19 protein-coding genes are annotated in these 21,265 nt (G+C 72.5%); 17 read left to right on the top strand and 2 right to left on the bottom strand.

Annotated elements, in window-relative coordinates; all coding sequences use genetic code 11:
* Nucleotides 1-73: 73 nt before the first annotated feature.
* The 17 genes from ACIBQZ_RS10695 to hpf all read left to right on the top strand — a co-directional run bounded on the left by ACIBQZ_RS10695 (nucleotide 74) and on the right by hpf (nucleotide 18,841).
* Nucleotides 74-1,453 carry a phosphomannomutase/phosphoglucomutase gene (locus tag ACIBQZ_RS10695; RefSeq protein WP_396088308.1) on the top strand — a complete coding sequence of 460 codons (1,380 nt, stop codon included), beginning with the start codon at nucleotides 74-76 and terminating at the stop codon, nucleotides 1,451-1,453.
* A 46-nt stretch (nucleotides 1,454-1,499) separates the two neighbouring features.
* Nucleotides 1,500-1,682, top strand: coding sequence for a Trm112 family protein (locus tag ACIBQZ_RS10690; protein ID WP_396088307.1), 183 nt, complete (start codon nucleotides 1,500-1,502; stop codon nucleotides 1,680-1,682).
* Nucleotides 1,682-2,905 (top strand): SIS domain-containing protein, encoded by a 1,224-nt coding sequence (locus tag ACIBQZ_RS10685; RefSeq protein ID WP_396088306.1) that lies wholly within the window; start codon nucleotides 1,682-1,684, stop codon nucleotides 2,903-2,905. The genes ACIBQZ_RS10690 and ACIBQZ_RS10685 overlap by 1 nt, the downstream gene beginning before the upstream one ends.
* Nucleotides 2,902-3,855, top strand: coding sequence for a cation diffusion facilitator family transporter (locus ACIBQZ_RS10680; RefSeq protein ID WP_396088305.1), 954 nt, complete (start codon nucleotides 2,902-2,904; stop codon nucleotides 3,853-3,855). The genes ACIBQZ_RS10685 and ACIBQZ_RS10680 overlap by 4 nt, the downstream gene beginning before the upstream one ends.
* 25 nt (nucleotides 3,856-3,880) lie before the next feature.
* Nucleotides 3,881-5,068, top strand: coding sequence for a mannose-6-phosphate isomerase, class I (manA, locus tag ACIBQZ_RS10675; protein WP_396088304.1), 1,188 nt, complete (start codon nucleotides 3,881-3,883; stop codon nucleotides 5,066-5,068).
* Nucleotides 5,069-5,070: 2 nt separating this feature from the next.
* A complete protein-coding gene (locus ACIBQZ_RS10670) occupies nucleotides 5,071-5,709 on the top strand; it encodes a GNAT family N-acetyltransferase (RefSeq protein WP_396088303.1) in 639 nt (212 codons plus the stop codon).
* A 747-nt stretch (nucleotides 5,710-6,456) separates the two neighbouring features.
* Nucleotides 6,457-7,944, top strand: a complete 1,488-nt coding sequence (ahcY, locus tag ACIBQZ_RS10665; RefSeq protein WP_396088302.1) for an adenosylhomocysteinase — start codon at nucleotides 6,457-6,459, stop codon at nucleotides 7,942-7,944.
* Nucleotides 7,945-8,180: 236 nt separating this feature from the next.
* The gene (locus tag ACIBQZ_RS10660; protein ID WP_396088301.1) at nucleotides 8,181-9,029 is read left to right on the top strand and encodes a helix-turn-helix domain-containing protein; all 849 of its coding nucleotides are present in this window, start codon (nucleotides 8,181-8,183) and stop codon (nucleotides 9,027-9,029) included.
* Nucleotides 9,030-9,072: 43 nt separating this feature from the next.
* On the top strand, nucleotides 9,073-9,279 hold the full coding sequence (locus tag ACIBQZ_RS10655) for a DUF397 domain-containing protein (RefSeq protein ID WP_396088299.1): 207 nt from the start codon (nucleotides 9,073-9,075) through the stop codon (nucleotides 9,277-9,279).
* A gap of 137 nt (nucleotides 9,280-9,416) precedes the next feature.
* On the top strand, nucleotides 9,417-10,274 hold the full coding sequence (gene efeU, locus ACIBQZ_RS10650; protein ID WP_396088297.1) for an iron uptake transporter permease EfeU: 858 nt from the start codon (nucleotides 9,417-9,419) through the stop codon (nucleotides 10,272-10,274).
* A gap of 14 nt (nucleotides 10,275-10,288) precedes the next feature.
* Nucleotides 10,289-11,431 (top strand): iron uptake system protein EfeO, encoded by a 1,143-nt coding sequence (gene efeO, locus ACIBQZ_RS10645; RefSeq protein WP_396088295.1) that lies wholly within the window; start codon nucleotides 10,289-10,291, stop codon nucleotides 11,429-11,431.
* Nucleotides 11,432-11,442: 11 nt separating this feature from the next.
* Entirely contained in the window at nucleotides 11,443-12,714 is a 1,272-nt protein-coding gene (gene efeB / locus ACIBQZ_RS10640) for an iron uptake transporter deferrochelatase/peroxidase subunit (protein ID WP_396088294.1), read from the top strand.
* A 102-nt stretch (nucleotides 12,715-12,816) separates the two neighbouring features.
* On the top strand, nucleotides 12,817-13,506 hold the full coding sequence (mtrA, locus tag ACIBQZ_RS10635; RefSeq protein ID WP_396088293.1) for an MtrAB system response regulator MtrA: 690 nt from the start codon (nucleotides 12,817-12,819) through the stop codon (nucleotides 13,504-13,506).
* 101 nt (nucleotides 13,507-13,607) lie between these two features.
* Nucleotides 13,608-15,311, top strand: coding sequence for an MtrAB system histidine kinase MtrB (gene mtrB, locus ACIBQZ_RS10630; RefSeq protein ID WP_396088292.1), 1,704 nt, complete (start codon nucleotides 13,608-13,610; stop codon nucleotides 15,309-15,311).
* The gene (locus ACIBQZ_RS10625) at nucleotides 15,308-17,125 is read left to right on the top strand and encodes an LpqB family beta-propeller domain-containing protein (RefSeq protein ID WP_396088291.1); all 1,818 of its coding nucleotides are present in this window, start codon (nucleotides 15,308-15,310) and stop codon (nucleotides 17,123-17,125) included. The genes mtrB and ACIBQZ_RS10625 overlap by 4 nt, the downstream gene beginning before the upstream one ends.
* A 10-nt stretch (nucleotides 17,126-17,135) precedes the next feature.
* A complete protein-coding gene (locus ACIBQZ_RS10620) occupies nucleotides 17,136-17,975 on the top strand; it encodes a ComF family protein (RefSeq protein ID WP_396088290.1) in 840 nt (279 codons plus the stop codon).
* A 245-nt stretch (nucleotides 17,976-18,220) separates the two neighbouring features.
* Nucleotides 18,221-18,841: a ribosome hibernation-promoting factor, HPF/YfiA family gene (gene hpf / locus ACIBQZ_RS10615; protein WP_396088289.1), complete on the top strand. Its 621-nt coding sequence runs from the start codon at nucleotides 18,221-18,223 to the stop codon at nucleotides 18,839-18,841.
* 42 nt (nucleotides 18,842-18,883) lie between these two features.
* Here hpf and ACIBQZ_RS10610 read toward each other — a convergent pair whose 3' ends face one another.
* Complete coding sequence (locus tag ACIBQZ_RS10610) at nucleotides 18,884-20,017, bottom strand: GNAT family N-acetyltransferase (RefSeq protein WP_396088288.1); 1,134 nt, start codon at nucleotides 20,015-20,017, stop codon at nucleotides 18,884-18,886.
* A complete protein-coding gene (locus ACIBQZ_RS10605) occupies nucleotides 20,017-21,144 on the bottom strand; it encodes a GNAT family N-acetyltransferase (RefSeq protein ID WP_396088287.1) in 1,128 nt (375 codons plus the stop codon). The genes ACIBQZ_RS10610 and ACIBQZ_RS10605 overlap by 1 nt, the downstream gene beginning before the upstream one ends.
* Between the last annotated feature and the right edge of the window lie 121 nt (nucleotides 21,145-21,265).

Below are 21,265 nucleotides of genomic sequence, written 5' to 3'. Positions count from 1 at the left end.
GCTGTTGCGACCATGCGGTTACCTCTGCTCCGTTAGGCTCGGCGAGTCGGAAAATCGTGCCGAGGAGTGACCGTTGTCTGATCTGTCCCAGCTCGTCAAGGCGTACGACGTCCGTGGCGTCGTGCCCGACCAGCTCGACGAAACCGTGGCCCGCGCCCTGGGCACGGCGTTCGTGGAGATGCTCCGGGAGTCGGGGGACGACGCGGAACGGATCGTGATCGCCCACGACATGCGGGAGACCGGCCCCGCGCTGGCCGCCGCGTTCGCCGCCGGCGTCAACTCGGCCGGCACCGCGGTCGTGCACATCGGCCTCGGCTCCACCGACCAGCTCTACTACGCCTCGGGCGCGCTCGACCTGCCCGGCGCCATGTTCACCGCCAGCCACAACCCGGCGCAGTACAACGGCATCAAGCTGTGCCGCGGCGGCGCCCGGCCGGTGGGCCAGGACAGCGGCCTGGCCATCGTCCGGCGGCGCGCCGAGGAGCTGCTGAACGACCTCGACGCGGTGGCCGAGGTGCCGCCGATGATCTCCGAGCGCAACCTGCTCGCCGACTACGCCGCGCACCTGCGCGGGCTGGTCGACCTCTCGGGCATCCGCCCGCTCAAGGTCGTCGTCGACGCCGGCAACGGCATGGGCGGCTACACCGTCCCGGCCGTGCTCGGCGACCAGGAGCTGACCGCGCTGCCGCTGGAGATCGTGCCGCTCTACTTCGAGCTGGACGGCTCGTTCCCCAACCACGAGGCCAACCCGCTGGACCCGGCCAACCTGGTCGACCTGCAGGCGGCCGTCCGCACCCACGGCGCCGACCTGGGCCTGGCCTTCGACGGCGACGCCGACCGCTGCTTCGTGGTGGACGAGAACGGCGACCCGGTCTCGCCGTCGGCGATCACCGCGCTGGTCGCCAAGCGGGAACTGGCCAAGTTCCCGGGCAGCTCGGTGATCTACAACGTGATCACCTCGCTGGCGGTGCCGGAGATCATCAAGGAGAACGGCGGCGTCCCGGTCCGCAGCCGGGTCGGCCACTCCTTCATCAAGGCCGAGATGGCCCGGACCAACGCGGTCTTCGGCGGTGAGCACTCGGCGCACTACTACTTCCGCGACTTCTGGTTCGCCGACACCGGCATGCTGGCCGCGATGCACGTGCTCGCCGCGCTCGGCGGTCAGCAGCGGCCGCTGTCGGAGTTCGCCGCCGAGTTCGAGCGGTACGCCGCCTCAGGTGAGATCAATTCCACGGTCACCGACGCGGCCGCGACGGTCGCCGAGGTGCGGGCCGCGTTCCCGGACGCCACCTTCGACGAGCTCGACGGCATGACGGTGCAGCTCGCCGACGGCAGCTGGTTCAATCTGCGCGCCTCGAACACCGAGCCGCTGCTGCGGCTGAACGTGGAAGCGGGCAAGCCGGACCGGATGGCGGCCCTGCGCGACCAGGTGCTCGCCATCGTTCGCGGTTAGGATCACCTGGTTCCGCTATGCCCGCGCACGTTTAAGGAGCCGTTCGGTGGCCCTCGACCCGCAGTTGCTGGAGATTCTGGCCTGCCCGGACACACACCACGCGCCGCTGGAGTACGACGCCGGCGCGCAGACGCTGACCTGCACGGAGTGCGGACGGGTCTTCCCGGTGCGTGACGACATCCCGGTTCTGCTCCTGGACGAGGCCACCACCGCGGGAAAGGCGTCCTGATGGCCGGCCCGATCGCCGGCGGCTCCGGCCTGACCGGCCGCCGGGTGGCGGACGAGTCGCTGCTCGCCGACGAGAAGACCATGCTGGAGAACGACCCGGGCGGCATGCTGCGGGCCACGGCCTCGGCCGGCGCCCAGGTACGCGAGTCCGCGGCGCTCGCCGCCGAGGCCAACCTGAGCGTGCTGGCCGACGAGGGCCGCCCCCGCGCGGTGGTCGTCGCCGGCATCGGCACCGCCGGCCTGACCGGCAACATCCTGGCCACCGTCGCGGGCCCGCGCTGCCCGGTGCCGGTCATCGGGCACCGCAGCGCCGGCGTGCCCGGCTGGGTCGGCGCCGCCGACGTGGTCATCGCGGTCTCCGCCAGCGGCCGCAGCCCCGAGGCGCTGGCCGCCGCGGACGCCGCCGCCCGGCGCGGTGCGCGCCTGGTGGCGATCGGCAACCCCGACTCCGAGCTGCAGGCCATGGCCGAGCGGGCCCGGGCGCCGTTCATCCCGGTGCCGCGCCGGGCACCGGCCCGGGCCAGCCTCTGGGGCCTGGCCGTGCCGGTGCTGCTGGCCGCCCGCAGCCTGGGCCTGGTCAAGGTCAACGAGGCCGACCTGGCCGAGACCGCGGCCCGCCTGGACGCCGACGCCGAGCGCTGCCGGGCCGGCGCCGAGTCCTTCGTCAACCCGGCGAAGTCGCTGGCCCTGGGCCTGGCCGGGTCGATCCCGATCGTGTGGGGCTCGTCCCCGCTGGCCACGGTCGCCGCCCGCCGCTTCGCCGACACGCTGGCCGCCAACGCCCGCTACCCGGTGATGGCCGGCGCGCTCGGCGAGGCCGGCCGCGGCCGGGTCGGCCTGCTCGACGGGCCGTTCGGCGGCCTGGCCGAGTCGTCCCGGGACATCTTCGCCGACCCGGACTCCGAGGAGGAGCTCACCACCCGGCTGCGCCTGGTGGTGCTGCGCGACGGCGGGCTCAACCCCGAGGAGGAGGCCGACGAGCCGGTGGCCGTCGAGGAGCGCCGCGCGGACGCGGTGCAGACCCTCGCGGAACGCCGAGGCGTGCGCTGCGACGTGGTCACCGCCGAGGGCGGCTCCGCCCTGGAGCGGCTGGCGTCGCTGGTCGCCGTCCCCGACTTCGCCTCGATCTATCTCGCCCTGGCCCACGGCCTGGACCCGATGGCCGTGCCGGCGATCAACGAGATGAAGGAGCTCAGCAACCCGATGCCAGAGGGACTCCAGTGAGCGCGGGGGGCGGCACCAGAGCGATCGTCGCGGCCCTGGCCGCGAACCTGGGCATCGCGGTCACCAAGTTCGTCGCCTGGCTGCTGACCGGCTCGTCGTCGATGCTGGCCGAGGCGATCCACTCGGTCGCCGACTCCGGCAACCAGGCGCTGCTGCTGCTCGGCGGCAAGCGGGCGCAGCGCCGGGCCACCCCGGAACACCCCTTCGGCTACGGCCGGGAGCGCTACGTCTACGCGTTCATCGTCTCCATCGTGCTGTTCAGCGTCGGTGGCCTGTTCGCGCTCTACGAGGCGTACCACAAGCTGCACGAGCGGGAGGGCATCCACAGCTGGCACTGGGTGCCGGTGGTGGTGCTGGTGGTCGCGATCGGCCTGGAGAGCTTCTCGTTCCGCACCGCGATCGTGGAGTCCAACCACACCCGGGGCAAGACCTCCTGGGTCAACTTCGTGCGCCGCGCCAAGGCCCCCGAGCTGCCGGTGGTGCTGCTCGAGGACGCCGGCGCCCTGCTCGGCCTGGTCTTCGCGCTGTTCGGCGTGGTGCTGACCCTGATCACCGGCGACGGCCTCTGGGACGCCATCGGCACCGGCATGATCGGCCTGCTGCTGGTCGCCATCGCGTTCATCCTGGCGGTGGAGACCAAGAGCCTGCTGCTCGGCGAGGGCGCCACCCCGGAGGACGTCACGAAGATCGAGCAGGCCATCACCGGCGGCGCCGGCATCGAGCGCATCATCCACATGAAGACCCTGTACCTGGGTCCCGAGGAACTGCTGGTGGCCGCGAAGATCGCGGTGCCGCCGACGGAGAACGCGGCCGAGGTGGCCCAGCACATCAACGAGACCGAGGCGCGGATCCGCGAGGCAATGCCGATCGCCCGGGTGATCTACCTCGAGCCCGACATCTATAGCCCGCAGGCCGCGGCGGCGTCGTCCGCGGACCTCGGCACTGCGTAACTTCTTCACGAACGGGGGCGGCCCGGTGGCTGCTGTACTCCCACTGCGGGGCGTCATCCGGCCGTACGCCTGGGGCTCACGGCAGGCGCTGGCCGAGCTCCAGGGCCGGCCGGCGCCCAGCGACGCTCCCGAGGCGGAGCTGTGGCTGGGCGCGCACCCGGGCGACCCGTCCACGGCGACCGGGCCGGACGGGCCGGTCAGCCTGGCCGCGCTGATCGCCGACGACCCGAAGGGCCAGCTCGGCGCGGAGGTGGCGGAGGAGTTCGGCGCCCGGCTGCCGTACCTGATGAAGGTGCTGGCGGCCGCGGCGCCGCTGTCGCTGCAGGCCCACCCGGACGCGGAGTACGCGAAGCAGGCGTACGCCGCCCAGCAGGCCGATCCGGGGGCGGCGCGCAACTACACGGACGCGCACCACAAGCCGGAGATGCTGGTCGCGCTCACGCCGTTCGACGCGCTCTGCGGCTTCCGGGCCCCGGACGTGTCGGCGGCGGTCCTGGAGGGCCTGCACCTGCCACGCCTGGCCCCGGTGGTCGCGGCGCTGCGGGCGGGCCCGGCCGGGCTCCGCGACGCGGTCCGCGCCCTGCTGACCTGGCCGGCGGAGGACCGCGCGGCGCTGATCGAGGACGTGGTCACGGCGGCCCGCGCCGACCGTACGGGCAACCGGAGCTATGCGCTGGCCGCCGACCTGGCCGGCCACTATCCCGGCGACCCGGGCGTGCTGGTGGCGCTGCTGCTCAACCAGGTACGGCTGGCGCCGGGCGAGGCGATCTGGATGCCGGCCGGCAACCTGCACGCGTACCTGGCCGGCACCGGCGTCGAGATCATGGCGGCCAGCGACAACGTGCTGCGCGGCGGCCTGACCCCGAAGCGGGTGGACGTCGAGGAACTGCTGCGGGTGCTGCGCTTCGAGGTCCTGGACGACCCGATCCTGCCGTCGACCGAGCCGGCGCCGGGGGTACGCACCTGGCAGGTGCCGGTCCGCGAGTTCGCGCTGTACCGACTGGAACTGACCCCGTCCACGCCGCCGATGCGCCTGCCGGGGGAGGGCCCCCGGATCGTGCTCGGCATCCGGGGCGACGTCTTCGTGGCGGAAGCGGTGGACGGCACCCCGGTCGAGGTGAGACCGGGCACGGCGGCCTACGTCCCGGCTGAGACGGGCCCCGCCACGGTGGCCGGCGTGGGCGAGGTCTTCGTGGCGGCCGTCGGCTCCTGACCGTGCGCACCATTCTCATCCGGCCCGGCGACGCATCCGACGTGCCGGCGGTGCTGGAACTGCTCGACGCGGCGGCCCGCGGGCTGGTGGCCCGGGGCCGGCCGGGCCAGTGGGGCACCGAACCGCTGTCGGCCGAGCCGGAGCGCCGCGCCCGGATCAGCGCCTGGGCCCGCGACGGCGGCCTGCACCTGGCGTGCCTGTCGGGGCGTCCGGTGGGCGCGCTGGTGCTGGGCGACGCGCCGGCCCACCTCCCGCCGGCCCCGGAACCCGAGCTGTACGTGAACTGGCTGGTCACCGACCCCGCGTACGCGGGCGGCGGCATCGGCGGTCAGTTGCTGAACCGGGCCCGGCAGCTGGCCCGGGAGAGCGGCGTGGCGCTGCTGCGGGTGGACTGCTACGCGGGGGACGACCAGGCGCTGGTCCGCTATTACGAGCGCGAGGGCTTCCGCCGGGTCGCGTCATTCACGGACGAGCGCGCAGCCGGCCCCTGGCCCGGCCAACTCCTCGAACACCGCCTGCCGCCGGCACCCGACCACGGCCTGCCGCCGGCACCCGACCACCGCCTGCCGCCGGCATCCGTGGACGGCTTGCCGCCGGTATCCGGCCACCACCTGCCGCCGCCGACCGGAAACCGCCCCTAACGTGACACCTCCCAATGATTAATCACGAAATTTCCGGATTTGCTTGACATGGCGTGTGCGGAGTGTGAATCTATAAACACGCAGCGTCATTGGTGATCGGGGGGTCCCACGGACGCGCGCGGTACCAAACCGGGGGGATGAACGGGGCGGCGAGTCTTCGGACACGTCGCCCCGTTCGCTATCCAGCCGCGGCCGCGGCCGGAACCGCAACAAGCCGGCTCCGAAGCGAGCCGCCGTCGGGCTGAGCAGCAGTCGGGCCGAGCCATGCCGGCACCGGAGCGAGTCGGAAACCGAGCGAGTCGGAAACCCGAGCGAGTCGGAAACCGAGCGAGTCGGAACCGAACGAGAATCCGTGCCCGTGCCCGTGCCCGTGCCCCAGGCCCAGGCCCAGGCCCAGGCCCAGGCCCGTGCCCGTGCCCGTGCCCGTGCCCGTGCCCCAGGCCCAGGCCCAGGCCCAGGCCCAGGCCCGGGCGCCGGAGGGCTGCGAACTGCCCGTTCACCCGCCGGGCCGGCCTCCACGGCGCGGAGCCGGGCCGCCTCCCGAGATCCTGCCCGGCGGCCGGGTGCGAAGGCTGCCCCTCGCCCGGCGTGCCGGTGTGCTGGTCGACCCCGTGTTGCTTGTGGTCGGGTCGGTGCCCGTACCGGAAAATCCGGGCCTCATCCCCGCTCGCGTCGTTGTCCCGTTGCCGGCCTTGGCCGGCGCGTAAAGTTGACCGCTGCCTTGACCCCCGTCTCTCAGGAGCATGGATGACCAGCACACTCCCCGCCGCGAGTGGCGCGCCGCGCCCGACGACCGTGGCCGGCGGCGATTTCAAGGTTGCCGATCTGTCGCTCGCCGCGTTCGGGCGCAAGGAGATTCAGCTGGCCGAGCATGAGATGCCCGGCCTGATGTCGCTGCGCCGGGAGTACGGCCCGAGCCGGCCGTTGCGGGGCGCGCGGGTGACCGGCTCGCTGCACATGACCATTCAGACCGCCGTGCTCATCGAGACGTTGACCGCGTTGGGCGCCGAGGTCCGTTGGGCCTCCTGCAACATCTTCTCCACCCAGGATCACGCCGCCGCGGCGGTTGTCGTCGGGCCGGACGGGAGCCCGGCGGAGCCCCGGGGTGTGCCGGTCTACGCCTGGAAGGGTGAGACGCTCGAGGAGTACTGGTGGTGCACCGAGCAGGTGCTGCGCTGGCCCGACGGCGAGGGCCCGAACATGATTCTTGACGACGGCGGTGACGCCACGCTGCTGGTGCACAGGGGCGCCGAGTTCGAGAAGCTCGGCGCGGTCCCGGCCGCGGACGCCGCCGACTCCGAGGAGCACGCGGTTGTCCTGTCGGTGCTGCGGCGCAGCCTGGCCGAGGACGATCGGCGCTGGACCCGGGTCGCCGCGAACATCAAGGGTGTCACCGAGGAGACCACCACCGGCGTGCACCGCCTCTACGAGATGCAGCAGCAGGGCATGTTGCTGTTCCCGGCGATCAACGTCAACGACTCGGTCACCAAGAGCAAGTTCGACAACAAGTACGGCTGCCGGCACTCGCTGATCGACGGTCTCAACCGGGCCACCGACGTGCTCATCGGTGGCAAGGTCGCGGTGGTGTTCGGCTACGGGGATGTCGGCAAGGGCTGCGCCGAGTCGCTGCGCGGGCAGGGCGCCCGGGTCGTCGTCACCGAGGTCGACCCGATCTGCGCGTTGCAGGCCGCGATGGACGGCTATCAGGTCGCCACGATCGACGACGTGGTCGAGACCGCGGACATCTTCATCACCGCGACCGGTTGCTACAGCGTCATCACCCACGAGCACATGGCCCGGATGAAGCACCAGGCCATCGTCGGCAACATCGGCCACTTCGACAACGAGATCGACATGGCCGGCCTGGCGCGGCGCCCGGACGTCCGGCGGATCACCGTCAAGCCGCAGGTCGACGAGTGGCGGTTCGATGACGGGCACGCGGTGATCGTGCTCTCCGAGGGCCGGCTGCTGAACCTGGGCAACGCGACCGGGCATCCGTCGTTCGTGATGAGCAACAGCTTCTCGAACCAGACGATCGCCCAGATCGAGCTGTTCACCAAGACCGAGCAGTACCCGGTCGGGGTGCACGTGCTGCCCAAGCACCTGGACGAGAAGGTCGCCCGGCTGCACCTGGGCGCGCTCGGCGTCAAGCTCACCGAGCTGACCAAGGAGCAGGCGGCCTACCTGGGTGTCGCGGTGGAGGGCCCGTACAAGCCGGACCACTACCGTTACTGAGCCGTACGTGGAAAAGCGAACCGGCGGTTGCCGCCACCGGTCCGCTTCCCTGTCTGCCGGTCGCCCCCGCAGGCGGCCCGCAGGTTGCCGCAGAGACCCCGCGGCCTGGTGCGCGGTCTCCCGCCCGGCGACCCGCACCAAAGTCTCTTCCCTCTCATTACCACACGCTCCGGGCTTAACTGCAAGTGCATAAAGTGCTGTGCAAGTTGCACTGGGTCACCGGTACGGTAGGTCGGGTGGCGAGGCCGACATCGATGGCCGCACGCCGGGAGCTCGGTGACGAGCTGCGCCGGTTGCGGGGGGAACGCCGGGGCGCCGAGGTCGCGGGCCGGCTGGGCTGGTCCGAGTCGAAGCTGAGCCGGATCGAGACGGCCCGGACCGGGATCAGCGAGGCCGACCTGGAACGGGTGCTCCGGCTCTACAGCTGTACCCCGGACGAGCACCTGCGGCTGCGGGAGCTGGCCCGGCGGGGGCGGGTCCGGGTCTGGTGGGCGCCGTACCGGTCGTGGGTGGCCGAGCCCTACGACGAGTACGTGGCGTTCGAGGCCGAGGCCGTCGTGATGTCCGAGTGGGAGTCGCAGGTCGTGCCCGGACTGTTGCAGACCGACGAGTACGCGCACGCCGTCATCGAGGTGGGCGCCGAGGTGCGTGACCCCGAGGTGGCCCAGCGCCGGATCGCCCTGCGGATGGCGCGGCAGAGCGTGCTGACCCGCGACCCGCCGCCCCGGCTCTGCATCGTCATCGACGAGGCCGTGCTGTACCGGGAGGTCGGCGGCCGGGCCGTCCTGCGCCGGCAGTTGCAGCGGCTGCTGGACGCCAGCCAGCGTCCCGGCGTCGACCTGATGGTGCTGCCGTTCTCCGCCGGCTCGCACGCGGCGCTGACCGAGGCCTTCGTGATCTTTGAGTTTGCCGGGGACCAGCGGCCGCCGGTGGTGCACTCTGAAGATCTGATCGGCGGGCGGCTGCGTACCAAGCCGGCCGACGTGCGGGTCTACCGGGACGCGTTCGCCGACCTGCGGGGCCGGGCGCTGGATGTCGCACAAACCCGGGAAATCATCGCCCGAACAGGCGACCGCCTCCGATAGGCCCTCCCGCGTTGTAGCCAATGATATTCATCCGGTGAAAGGCATGACATTGCAGCAGAACGCTCTGACCTGGCAAAAGAGCACCCGTAGTGGTGCGGCCGGGCACTGTGTCGAGATCGCCTCGGCCGCTTCCGCCGTGTTCGTCCGCGACAGCAAGGACGTCACCGGGCCGGTCCTGGAGTTCGGCACCCGGGGCTGGGCCGAGTTCCTCGCCGGCGTCCGGGACGGCGAGTTCGACCGCGCCGTCTGATCCGCGGGTGCGGCGGCCTCCGGTGCGGGGCCGCCTCCCTGTGACCTGCGAGATAGCGCGTCGGCTTGACTGATGAGCCACGTTCGTGACTAAGGTATGCCGAGCCTTACTTAGGGATGCCTTAGCAACGGAGTGCCATGCTCGCCACCTACCTCATCGGCCTGCGTGAGGGGTTGGAAGCCACCCTGGTGGTGAGCATCCTCATCGCCTTCCTGGTGAAGTCCGACCGCAGAGACCGCCTTGTCCAGGTCTGGCTCGGCGTCGGGCTGGCCGTCGCGCTGTCGGTCTTCTTCGGCTGGCTGCTCAGCTACACCTCGACCACGCTGCTGCAGAAGTACGAGCACCGCGAGCTCTTCGAGGCGGTCACCTCGATCCTGGCCGTGGTCTTCGTGACCTGGATGATCTTCTGGATGCGCCGGGCCGCCCGCTCGATCGCCGGTGACCTGCGCGGCAAGCTCCAGGACGCGCTGGCGGTCGGCTCGATCGCGGTCGCCGTGATGGCCTTCCTCGCCGTCGTCCGCGAGGGCCTCGAGACCTCGCTCATCTTCTACTCCGCCGTGCAGGGCGCCGCCGACAACAGCCGCCCGCTCTACGCGCTGCTGGTCGGCATCGCATCCGCGGTGGTGATCGGCTACCTGATGTTCGCGACCGCGGTGCGGATCAACCTGTCGGTCTTCTTCAAGTGGACCGGTGTCCTGCTGATCCTGGTCGCCGCCGGCATCGGAAAGTACGGCGTGCACGACTTCCAGGAGGCGGACGTCCTGCCGGGGCTCAACAACCTGGCGTACGACATCAGCGGCGTGCTCGACCCGTCGGCCTGGTACACCGCGTTGCTGACCGGCATGTTCAACATCACCCCCACCGCCTCGGTGCTCGAGACCGTCACCTGGGCCGCGTACGGCATCCCGGTGCTCGTGCTCTTCCTCCGGCCGGCGCGCAGCAAGGCGCCCGCTGTCACCCCCGAACCGGCCCCGGCGCCCGCGCCGCAGCAGTAGGAGACAACCCGCCCATGCGTACCACCCGAATCCTCGCGCTCGCCGCGGTCGGCGTCCTCGGCGGCGCCCTGGCCGCGTGCGGCGGCGACAAGGCCGACGACACCACCGCCGGTGCCACGGGCGGGCCGATCGCCGTCAAGGCCTCCGACACCGCGTGCGAGGTGGCCCGCACCACGGTTGACGCCGGCACCAGCGTCTTCACCATCACCAACGGCGGCAACAAGGTCACCGAGTTCTACGTGTACGCCGCGGGCGACCGGGTCATGGGCGAGGTGGAGAACATCGCGCCCGGCCTCTCCCGGGAGCTGCACGTGGAGCTGCCGGCCGGCACGTACGAGACCGCCTGCAAGCCCGGCATGAGCGGCAAGGGCATCCGGGCCGCGCTGACCGTCTCCGGTTCGGCCGCCCCGCTGACCGACGACGCCAAGCTCGCCGCCGCGACCGCCAGCTACTCGCGGTACGTCAGGAGCCAGACCGCCGCCCTGCTGCCCAAGACCGAGGAGTTCGTGGCCGCGGTCAAGGCCGGCGACATCAACAAGGCCAAGGCGCTGTTCCCGGTCACCCGCACGTACTGGGAGCGGATCGAGCCGGTCGCGGAGATCTTCGGTGACCTCGACCCGAAGATCGACGGTCGCGAGGAGGTCATCGAGGAGGGCATGGAGTTCACCGGCTTCCACCGCCTGGAGAAGGACCTCTGGGCGGCGAAGCCGGACGTGTCCGCCGACGGCCCGATCGCCGATCAGCTCCTGGTCGACGTCAAGGAGATCGTGGCGCGCGCCAACGCCGAGAAGCTCTCCCCGCTGCAGCTCGCCAACGGCGCCAAGGAACTGCTCGACGAGGTCGCCACCGGCAAGATCACCGGCGAGGAGGACCGCTACTCGCACACCGACCTGTGGGACTTCAGCGCCAACGTGGAGGGCTCCAAGGCGGCCATCGCGGCACTCCGCCCGGTGCTCGAGGAGCGCGATCCCGCGCTGGTCAAGACCCTGGACGCCGAGTTCGCGAACGTGGACAGCGCGCTGTCGAAGTATCGCGACGGCGACGGCTGGAAGTTGCACAACACCCTCAGCGAGGCCGACCTGAAGGGGCTCTCCGACGCGATCAACGCGCTCGCCGAGCCGATCAGCAAGGTCGCCGCGGTGGTCTCGAAGAAGTAGAGGGAGCCTCGATGTCCGACAGCATCGTCTCGCGCCGGCGGGCCATCGCGCTCGCCGGCGTCGGCGTGGCGGGGGTGGCCGGTGCGGCCGCCATCGGTGGCGCCCTGGTCAAGGAGGCGTTCGCCGACGAAACCCACCCGGTCGAGGGTGCCGTGGCGTTCACCGGCGAGCACCAGGCCGGCATCGTCACGCCCGCCCAGGACCGGCTGCACTTCGTCGCGTTCGACGTCATCACCAAGGACCGGGAGCGGCTCATCGGCCTGCTGAAGGACTGGACCGCCGCCGCGGCCCGGATGACCGCGGGCCAGGACGCCGGCGAGATCGGCGCGGTCGGCGGCATCCCGGAGGCGCCGCCGGACGACACCGGCGAAGCGCTGGGTCTGCCGCCGTCGGGACTGACCATCACGGTCGGCTTCGGACCGACGCTGTTCCGCGACGCGACCGGCAAGGACCGCTTCGGCATCGCCGCCCAGCGGCCCGCGGCGCTGGCCGACCTGCCGCATTTCCCGGGCGACCGGCTGGACGAGGCCATCTCGGGCGGTGACCTGTGCGTGCAGGCCTGCGCCAACGATCCGCAGGTGGCGGTGCACGCGATCCGCAACCTGGCCCGGATCGGCATGGGCGTGGTCAGCGTGCGCTGGTCGCAGCTGGGCTTCGGGCGCACCTCGTCCACTTCGACCGCCCAGGCGACCCCGCGTAACCTGTTCGGCTTCAAGGACGGCACCGCCAACCTCAAGCTCGAGGAGACGGAGCTGCTGCGCGACCACCTGTGGGTGCAGCCGGGCGACGGGCCGGAGTGGATGACCGGCGGCTCGTACCTGGTGAGCCGCAAGATCAAGATGATCGTCGAGACCTGGGACCGCACGTCGCTGGCCGAGCAGGAGCTGATCGTCGGCCGGCGCAAGGGCTCCGGCGCGCCGCTGGGCAGGACCGGCGAGTTCGAGGAGCCCGACCTGAACGCCCGCACCGCCGACGGCGAGCCGGTGCTGGCCGTCAACTCGCACGTCCGGCTGGCCCACCCGACGATGAACGGCGGCGCCCGGCTGCTCCGCCGGGGCTACAACTTCGTGGACGGCTCGGACGGCCTGGGCCGGCTCAACGCGGGCCTGTTCTTCATCGCCTACCAGCGCGACCCGCGCACGCAGTTCGTGCCGATCCAGCGCAACCTGTCCCGCACCGACCTGATGAACGAGTACCTCAAGCCGGTCTCGCAGGCCCTGTTCGCCTGCCCGCCCGGCGTGGCCGGCCCGGACGACCACTGGGGCCGGGCCCTGTTCGTCTAGCCTGGATTTTTCCGGGCCGTCGGTCCATGATCAGCAGCGCCGCCGCCGATGATCGCCGGGCGGTCACACGGGCCTGAAGGGGACAGTGCAATATTGGATCGCATGAGAGCCCGGGTACTCGTCGTCGATGACGACCCAGCGCTGGCCGAGATGCTCGGTATCGTCCTGCGCAGCGAAGGTTTCCTGCCCTCCTTCGTCGCCGACGGCGAACGTGCCCTCGCCGCGTTCCGCGAGAGCCGGCCGGACATCGTCCTGCTGGACCTGATGTTGCCCGGGATGAGCGGGATCGACGTGGCCCGGGCGATCCGCACCGAGTCCGGCATCCCGATCGTCATGCTGACCGCCAAGAGCGACACCGTGGACGTGGTGCTCGGCCTGGAGTCCGGCGCCGACGACTACGTGGTGAAGCCGTTCAAGCCCAAGGAGCTGGTCGCGCGGATGCGGGCCCGGCTGCGCCGGGGCGAGGACGCCGCGCCCGAGCTGCTCACCATCGGGCCGCCCGGCAACCAGATCACCATCGACGTGCCGGCGCACACCGTCTCCCGCGACGGCGAGGAGGTGAAGCTGACGCCGCTCGAGTTCGACCTGCTGGTCGCGCTCGCCCGCAAGCCGCGCCAGGTCTTCACCCGCGAGGTGCTGCTCGAGCAGGTCTGGGGCTACCGGCACGCGGCCGACACCCGGCTGGTCAACGTGCACGTCCAGCGGCTGCGCGCCAAGATCGAGCCGGACCCGGAGCGGCCGGAGATCATCCTTACGGTGCGCGGTGTCGGATACAAGGCGGGGACTGGGTAAGGGCAGCTAGAAGGGCCTTTAGTCCGGTCAGGGGCGGTGGTGGGGCGGTTGGACGGGGGGCTAACCTTGCCCCCGAGATGCATGCTCCCGCCTGGCTACCGATGCCCATCCGCCGCACCCTGAGGGTGGTGCGGCGGCAATGGCGTATCGCGCTGCGCCACGGCCACCGGCTCGCCGCACCCGCCCGCCGGGCCTGGCGCCGCTCGCTGCACCTGCGGGTGGTCACGCTGACCCTGGTGGCGTCCAGCCTGCTGGTCGGCGGCTTCGGCTGGTTCATCGCCGACCGCAGCACCCAGATCCTGCTGGACCGCGCCGAGGACGAGGTGCAGGCGCAGATGCAGGGCAAGGTGGAGTACGCCATGGCGCAGCTCACCGTGCACCCGCAGGTGCGCGACCCGAAGCTGCCGGCGACCATCTTCGACACGGTCAGCCGGCTGTCCGACGGCGACTCCGCCGAGAGCGGCGGCGCGATCGTCTCGCTGCGCGCCGACACCTTCCCGGAGCTCAAGCCGGTCACCTCGGTCAAGGTCGACACGTCGGCGCTGATCACCCGGGAGCTGGTCCGCACCGTGGCCGGCACCGGCCAGGTGGCTCAGCGGATCGGCACCGCCGAGGTGGGCGGCGAGCAGATCAAATACCTGGTGTACGGCTCACCGGTGCCGACCAGCTTCGGCCACGTCGAGCTCTACTACCTGGTGCCGCTGACCACCGAGGACCGGGCGGCCAACCAGATCCGCACCACGGTGCTGGTCACCGGCCTGGCCCTGGTGATCCTGCTCGGCGTGGTGGCCGGCCTGGTCACCCGGATGGTCGTCACCCCGGTGCGGGTCGCCGCCCGGACCGCCCAGCGGCTCTCGGCCGGCCTGCTCGACCAGCGGATGAAGGTCGACGGCGAGGACGACCTGGCCCTGCTGGCCGCCTCGTTCAACCAGATGGCGGCCAATCTGCAACGCCAGATCGTCCGGCTGGAGGAGATGTCCCGGCTGCAGCGGCGCTTCACCTCGGACGTGTCGCACGAGCTGCGCACGCCGCTCACCACGGTCCGGATGGCCGCCGACCTGATCTTCTCCGAGCGCGAGGAGTTCGAGCCGGCCGTGGCCCGCAGCGCCGAGCTGCTCCAGGCCGAGCTGGACCGGTTCGAGAGCCTGCTCACCGACCTGCTGGAGATCAGCCGCTTCGACGCCGGCTTCGCCGCGCTGGACGCCGAGCACACCGACCTGGTGCCGATCGTCGAGCGGGTCGCGGAGCGCCTCGGCGGGCTGGCCGAGCGGGTCGGCGTGGTCATCGAGCTGCGGCTGCCGGAGACCCCGGTGATCGCCGAGGTCGACCCGCGCCGGATCGAACGGGTGTTGCGCAACCTGGTCGGCAACGCGGTCGAGCACGGCGAGGGCCGCCCGGTCGAGGTCACGCTCGCCACCGACGAGGCCGCCGTCGCGGTGACCGTGCGCGACCACGGTGTCGGCCTCAAGCCGGGGGAGGAGCGGCTGGTGTTCAACCGGTTCTGGCGGGCCGACCCGTCCCGGGCCCGGCAGACCGGCGGCACCGGCCTGGGCCTGTCCATCTCCGTCGAGGACGCCCGGCTGCACGGCGGCTGGCTGGAGGCCTGGGGCGAGCCGGGCGGCGGCGCGCAGTTCCGGCTGACCGTGCCGGTGCGCTCCGGTGACCGCCTGGTCGCCGCCCCGCTGCCGCTGATCCCCCGGGACCGCGCGGTCGACGCGGTGCCGCTCGCCCTGGAGGCGGGGTCCGGCGCCCGTGGCGCGGCCACCGGCCCGAACGCCGGCGAGCCCGCCGAGGTGGCCCGGTGAGGCGCCGGTTCCGCTTGCTGCTGGCCGCGCCGCTGGCCGCCGTCCTGCTGGCCGCCGGCTGCGGCATCCCGGACAGCACCGACGTGCAGCGGGTCGGGCCGGGGCCCTCGACCGGCGCGTCCACCAGCGACGACGTCGCCCCGATCCGGAACGGCCGGGAGGCCAGCTCGGATCCGCGCACCTTCGTGAACTACTACCTGGAAGCCGCCGCCGGGGACCTGAACGGCGCGATGGACCGGGTCAAGGAGTTCCTCTCGCCGACCGCCGGCGCGCAGTTCCGGGCGCCGGCCGAGATCAGGGTGATCCACCCGGTCGACACGCTGGTCAACCCGGGCAGCGACGTGGTGACCCTGCGCGCCCAGACGGTCGGCGTGCTGGGCCGCGACGGCACGATCACCCCGCCCGCGGACTTCGCCGAGACCGAGTACAAGCTGACCGTGGCGTCGGTGGCGGGCCAGGACGGGCTGTTCGTCACCAAGGCGCCGCCGTTCCTGCTGCTCACCGACGACGCGCTGAACCAGTTCTACGAGCGCCGCAAGATCTACTTCTGGAACCTCGAGCACACCGGCCTGGTGCCCGACGTCCGCTATCTGCCCCGGGACCTGCCCTCCGAGCAGGTGCCCAACGAGGTCATCAAGTGGCTGATCGACGGGCCGTCGGCGCGGCTCGACGGCGCGGTGGAGGCGCTGCCCGAGGGCACCCTGCTGGACGGCAACGTGCCCGCGCCCAGCAACGACACGCTGCAGATCAACCTGAGTGGCCAGGCGGTGCAGCCGCCGGACGACGCCGCCGCCCTGGAACGGCTCGGCCGCCAGCTCATGTGGTCGCTGCGGCTCAACCTGCCGCGCACCCTGGAACTCAAGATCGGCACCCAGGAGACCGCCAAGTTCGGCGGCACCGGCTACCTGACCAGCAACGCGGCCTACGCGCTGGCGGCCACCCCGGAGCGGTTCCTGATCTACAACGGCCAGATCCGCCGGATGTCCGACTCGCCGAAGGCCACCGAGCCCGTGCCGGTGCTGCGCCCGGAGGCCAACCGCTCGGTCCGCGCCGCGGCCCTGGCCGGCGCGGGCACCCGCCGCTTCGCCGCCCTGGTGGTCAACGCGGCCGGCAAGCAGGAGCTGCGGCTCGGCGCCACGGCCGCCGAGGAGCAGGTCAACCTCGCCAAGGTACGGCTGCCCGCGGGCGTCACCGGCCAGCCGGTCTGGGCGATCACCTCGGACGACCCGCACGTCCCCGCGGTCGGGCTGATCACGGTCGGCGGCCGGCTCTACAGCTTCAGCACGGACAGCCCGGCGGTCACCGAGGTGGGCGGCGCGGGCGCGGTGCGGAGCATCTCCACGGTGGCGGTGGCGCCGGACGGCCGCCGGCTGGCCCTGGTGGCGGGCGGCCGGCTCTGGGTCGCCGTGCTCTCCACCAGCGGCGACGGCGTGCAGATGCTGCAGCCCGTGCCGGTGCTCACGGCCGGGTTGCGGCAGATCAGCGCCGTCGACTGGAGCAGCGAGACCTGGCTGACGGTGGCCGGCGCCCGCTCCGACCGCAACCGGGTGGCGATCTACGAGATGACCGTCGACGGCTCCGAGATCCGGTCCCGGCTCGACGACATCGGCACGGACAACGTCAGCTACCTGACGGCGTACCCGGTCAGCCCGGTGAGCGGGTCGGACAGCTCCGACACGGTCGCGTACGTGGCCAAGGGCGCCGCGTTCGACGTGCTGTCCGGGCCGGTCCGGATCGGGGTGGCGGAGCTCGCCGTCCCGGTGCCGAACTCACCGCCCGGTGCCGAGCCCACCGCCCCGTTCTTCCTGCGCTGAGCGGCTGGGCATGCTGCGGGCACGGCTGTCCGGGCTGGGCGCCGACCTGGCCGACCTGGTGCTGCCGAGCGCCTGCGCCGGCTGTGCCGCCGAACGGGTGCCCCTGCGGTACGGGGCGTGTGCCGTCTGCGCGGCCGCCCTGGAGGCCCTGACGCCGTACGGGACCGCTCCGGTGCCGCCGCCACCCGGGATGCCCCGTTGCGTGGCTGTCGGGCCGTACGCGGGGCCGTTGCGGGGTGTGCTGCTCGCGTACAAGGAAAGGGGCCGGCACCGGCTCGCCCGGCCGTTGGGGGCGCTGCTGGCGATGGCGGTAGCCGAGGCCGCACGGCGCGGCGGCGCCGGACGGAGCGCGCCGGTGCGGCTGATCCCCGTGCCGTCGACCGCGGCAGCCGCCCGCGAGCGGCACGGTGACCACATGGCGAGACTGGCCGCACACGCCGTGCGTCGGCTGCGCGCGGCCGGCTGGAACGCTGAGGTGGGTCAGCCGCTGCGGGCGCTCCCGCGACCGGACTCTGCGTCACTGGACGTAGCCGGACGCGCTGCCGCGGCTGAGAGTTCGCTGCGAATCAAGGGTGGACCTATCGCGGTTTTGCGACGCCGAACCGCGATGCGAGGCACGCTGATAGTGGTCGACGACATCGTCACGACCGGGGCCACCCTGGCCGCGGTGGCGGGTCGCCTTCGGGAGGCGGACATGCAGGTCACGGGTGCCGCGGTGCTGGCGGCCACCAGGCTGCGCGCGAACCGGGCGGAGATCCGGGTACGGGCGCCCACCGGGGCGCCGCCAGGGCCGAAAGTCCGTGGTTCCGTTCCCCGAACGAGGGGTGACGGGCGGCCGTCGGCAGGTTAGCGTCTTGGTGACGAGGGTAAGTGTCCGCGACTTACCCGCCACCGGAGCGAAGTCGAAGCCCGCCGGCCGGGCTCGGGCCCGCCGCACCGGAAAGGAGCGTCCTCGTAAGCCGATTCGGTGATTTGCGTGGGTTCGCTCCATGATCCCGGGCATCGCCGAAGCCAGCACACCGCGTCGCAGTACGGCGCCCCCCGGCACCCCGTCGCCGGGCGCCCGCAGTTACGTAACGTTGGGGGAGGTCACGAGTGGACATTGTCGTCAAGGGCCGCAACGTAGAGGTTCCCGACCACTACCGGGAGCATGTCGCAGACAAACTGGCGAAGGTCGAGCGCTATGACCAGAAGCTGATCAGGGTCGACGTGGAGCTCTTCCACGAACGCAACCCCCGGCAGTCCGACAACTGCCAGCGCGTCGAGATCACCGTGGTGACCAGAGGGCCCGTGATCCGCGCCGAAGCGAGTGCCAAGGACTTCTACGGCGCGCTGGACCTTGCCTGCACCAAGCTGGACGGCCGCCTGCGCCGCGCCGCCGACCGGCGCCGTGTGCACCGTGGACGGCACGCACCGGTATCGGTCGCCGAGGCCACCGCCAAGCTCCCCACCGACCTGCCGAGCCTCACGCCGCAGGCCGAGGAATCCCCGGTGGCGACCGAGCTGATGGAACACGATGACAACCAGCCGTGGCGCATCGTGCGGGAGAAGGAACACCCCGCCGACCCGATGACCGTCGACGACGCTCTCTTCCAGATGGAGCTCGTCGGCCACGACTTCTATCTCTTTCATGACAAGGAGAGCGGCCGGCCCAGCGTCGTCTATCGGCGCAGAGGTTACGACTACGGCATTCTCAGCCTGGAAGCAACCGCGTAGCTGAGAAGAAGCCCTCCGGCTGGCGTGCGGTGATCCCGTACGTCAGCCGTCGAGGCGTGCGCCCTCCGCCAGCAGGTCCTCCGCCAGCAGTGCGAACTGCACGTCGTCGGTGCGCCGCCCGTCGTTGCCCGGCAACCGGGAACGCAGGTACGCCTCCCGCTTGAAGCCCGCCTTCTCCAGCACCCGCTGCGAGGCCAGGTTGGTCGGCAGGGCGCCGGCGATCAGCCTTGCGATGCCGGTCTCGGCGAACGCCCACAACGACAGCAGCTGCGCCGCCCGGGTCGGGAAGCCGCGCCCCCGCCAGCCCGGCAGCATGCTGTAGCCGATCATCGCCTGCCCGGTGCGTGGCTCCTGGTAGTACAACCCGATCTCGCCGGCCGGCCGGCCGCTCGCGGCGTCCAGGATGACCAGGTCGGCACGCTCACCCGCGAGCCAGTGCGCCTCGGCCCAGGCGCAGCGCCGGGCCATGTCCTCGCGGCTGGGCGCGACCGGCGGCACGCTGGTCGCCACGACCTCCGGCAGGCAGTGCAGCTCGGCGTGGAAACTCAGGTCGTCCGGGCCCAGCCGGCGCAGCGTCACCAGGCCGTCGGTGAGCTCGCCGCCGGGCAGGTCGGGCAGCAGGCGGTCGGCCGGCTCCGGCTTGTCGCCCGCCAGCCGCGCGTAGGCCAGCAGGTCGTCGCGGCCGCCGGTGCGGTTGGGCAGCACCGCGCGGCGTACTCCCTCGGCCCGGAAGCCGGTCGCGAGCGCGACCCGCTGGCTGGCGCCGTTCTCCCGGTGGGTGAGCAGCTCGATCCGGGCCATGCCGGTGTGGAACGCGTGCTCGGTGAGCGTGCGCACCGCCGCCACCGCCACGCCGCGCCGCCGGGCCCACGGGCCGACCCAGTAGCCGATCTCGCACTGCCCGCGGTGCGCCACCACCTTGTCCAGGCCGACCCCGCCGAGCAGCCGATCGGTCGCCGGGTCGGCGACGGCCCACAGTCCGCCGCCGTCGGCGAACATGCCCGGTGCCACGTCGGTGACGTACTCCTGCGCCTGGGCCCGGGTGAACGGCACCGGCAGCGGCGGCATGAACCGCCGCATCACCGGGTCGGCGTAGCCCGTCACCAGGTCGTCGACGTCACGCGGCGCGAGGGCACGCAGCCGGACGCCCGGCCCGGCCAGCGTGGGAACGATCATCACCCGTCACCTTTCACAGCGTCCTTCAGCAGCGCGCCCACCCAGCAGTCCCGCCGCTCGCCGTGGGCACCCAGGGCCTGCCGCAGCAGACCCTCGAGCGTGAAGCCTGCATGCTCGGCCACCCGCCGTGATGCATCGTTGCCCACCTCGGCGCGCCACTCGATCCGGGTCAGACCCAGCTCGGCGAAGCCCCAGCGGCAGATCTCGCGCACTGCGGCGGCCGCGTAACCGCGCCCGCGGAAGCCCGGCGAGACCACGAACCCGACCTCGGCCACCCCGGGTTCGGCGGGCCGCAGCCGCAGGTCGACCCGGCCCGCGTACGCGTCCCCGGCGGCGGCGATCACGAAGACCGCCTCGGCGCCGCGGGCCCAGCGGCCCGGCACGGAACGGTCGACGTGCTCCCGGGCGTGCCGCTCGGTGTACGGCCGCGGCCCGCCGAACCAGCGCGCGGTCTCCGGGTCGCTCCGGCACTCGACGATGCCGGGTACGTCGCCGCGGGTGGGCGGGCGCAGGGTCAGCTCGCCGGCGGTCAGGGTGGGCTGGGCCCCGCCGAAGGTGCGGGCGGCCCGGCGTACCGGATCGGGGACGTCCGTGCCCGCGGCCGTGAGGTCGCCGGGCAGCAGCGCGGCCAGCCACCGGTCCGGGCTCGCCGGCCCGGCGCCGGGCTGCTCGCCGATCATCGTGAAGCCGAGCCGCAGCGCGGTCAGCCGCGAGGCGTGGTTGCCGACCGTGGCCCGCCAGTCGATCCGGCTCAGCCCTTCGGCGAAGGCCCGGGTCAGCAGCGCGCGCCCGGCGCGTTCGGCGACCCGGCGGCCGCGCGCCCAGGGCGCGGACCAGTAGCCGATCCCGGCGGTGCCTGCCGCCCGGTCGATCGCGTTGAGCACGACGCTGCCGGCCAGCCGGCCACCGGCGAAGACACCCAGGTGCACGGCGGCGCCGGTGGCCAGTTGCCGCGGCGCGAACTCACCGACGAAGGCGGCGGCGTCCGACATCCGGTACGGCCGGGGCAGGCCGGTGAGCCAGCGGTGCAGGGCCGGGTCCTGGCACGCCCGGTGCACGGCCTCGGCGTCTCCCGGGGACCAGGGGCGCAGCAGCAGGTCGCCGGCGCGGATCGGAGCCGTTTCCACGCGGCCATCCTGCCCCGACACGCCCCGGCCCGGCAAAAGGTTGCGGGAGCCCGGCCGGGATGCGCTGTCAGCGAACTTGCTGCCCTGTTTGGGGGTGTTTGCGAGGTTGACCGGAGGCTCG

Origin of the sequence: Actinoplanes sp. NPDC049599 (assembly GCF_044465625.1) — a bacterium.
Classification (GTDB): Bacteria; Actinomycetota; Actinomycetes; order Mycobacteriales; family Micromonosporaceae; genus Actinoplanes.
Note: the sequence above shows the minus strand (reverse complement) of the source record. Positions and strands in the feature narration are given on the sequence as shown.

What these genes read in the sequence shown, in the direction of transcription:
- ACIBQZ_RS10685 (WP_396088306.1), top strand. Translation starts at nt 1,682, where the DNA reads ATGGCCGGCCCGATCGCCGGCGGCTCCGGCCTGACCGGCCGCCGGGTG.
- ahcY (WP_396088302.1), top strand. Translation starts at nt 6,457, where the DNA reads ATGACCAGCACACTCCCCGCCGCGAGTGGCGCGCCGCGCCCGACGACC.
- ACIBQZ_RS10620 (WP_396088290.1), top strand. Translation starts at nt 17,136, where the DNA reads ATGCTGCGGGCACGGCTGTCCGGGCTGGGCGCCGACCTGGCCGACCTG.
- efeO (WP_396088295.1), top strand. Translation starts at nt 10,289, where the DNA reads ATGCGTACCACCCGAATCCTCGCGCTCGCCGCGGTCGGCGTCCTCGGC.
- mtrB (WP_396088292.1), top strand. Translation starts at nt 13,608, where the DNA reads ATGCCCATCCGCCGCACCCTGAGGGTGGTGCGGCGGCAATGGCGTATC.
- efeB (WP_396088294.1), top strand. Translation starts at nt 11,443, where the DNA reads ATGTCCGACAGCATCGTCTCGCGCCGGCGGGCCATCGCGCTCGCCGGC.
- ACIBQZ_RS10610 (WP_396088288.1), bottom strand. Translation starts at nt 20,017, where the DNA reads ATGATCGTTCCCACGCTGGCCGGGCCGGGCGTCCGGCTGCGTGCCCTC.
- efeU (WP_396088297.1), top strand. Translation starts at nt 9,417, where the DNA reads ATGCTCGCCACCTACCTCATCGGCCTGCGTGAGGGGTTGGAAGCCACC.
- ACIBQZ_RS10655 (WP_396088299.1), top strand. Translation starts at nt 9,073, where the DNA reads ATGACATTGCAGCAGAACGCTCTGACCTGGCAAAAGAGCACCCGTAGT.
- mtrA (WP_396088293.1), top strand. Translation starts at nt 12,817, where the DNA reads ATGAGAGCCCGGGTACTCGTCGTCGATGACGACCCAGCGCTGGCCGAG.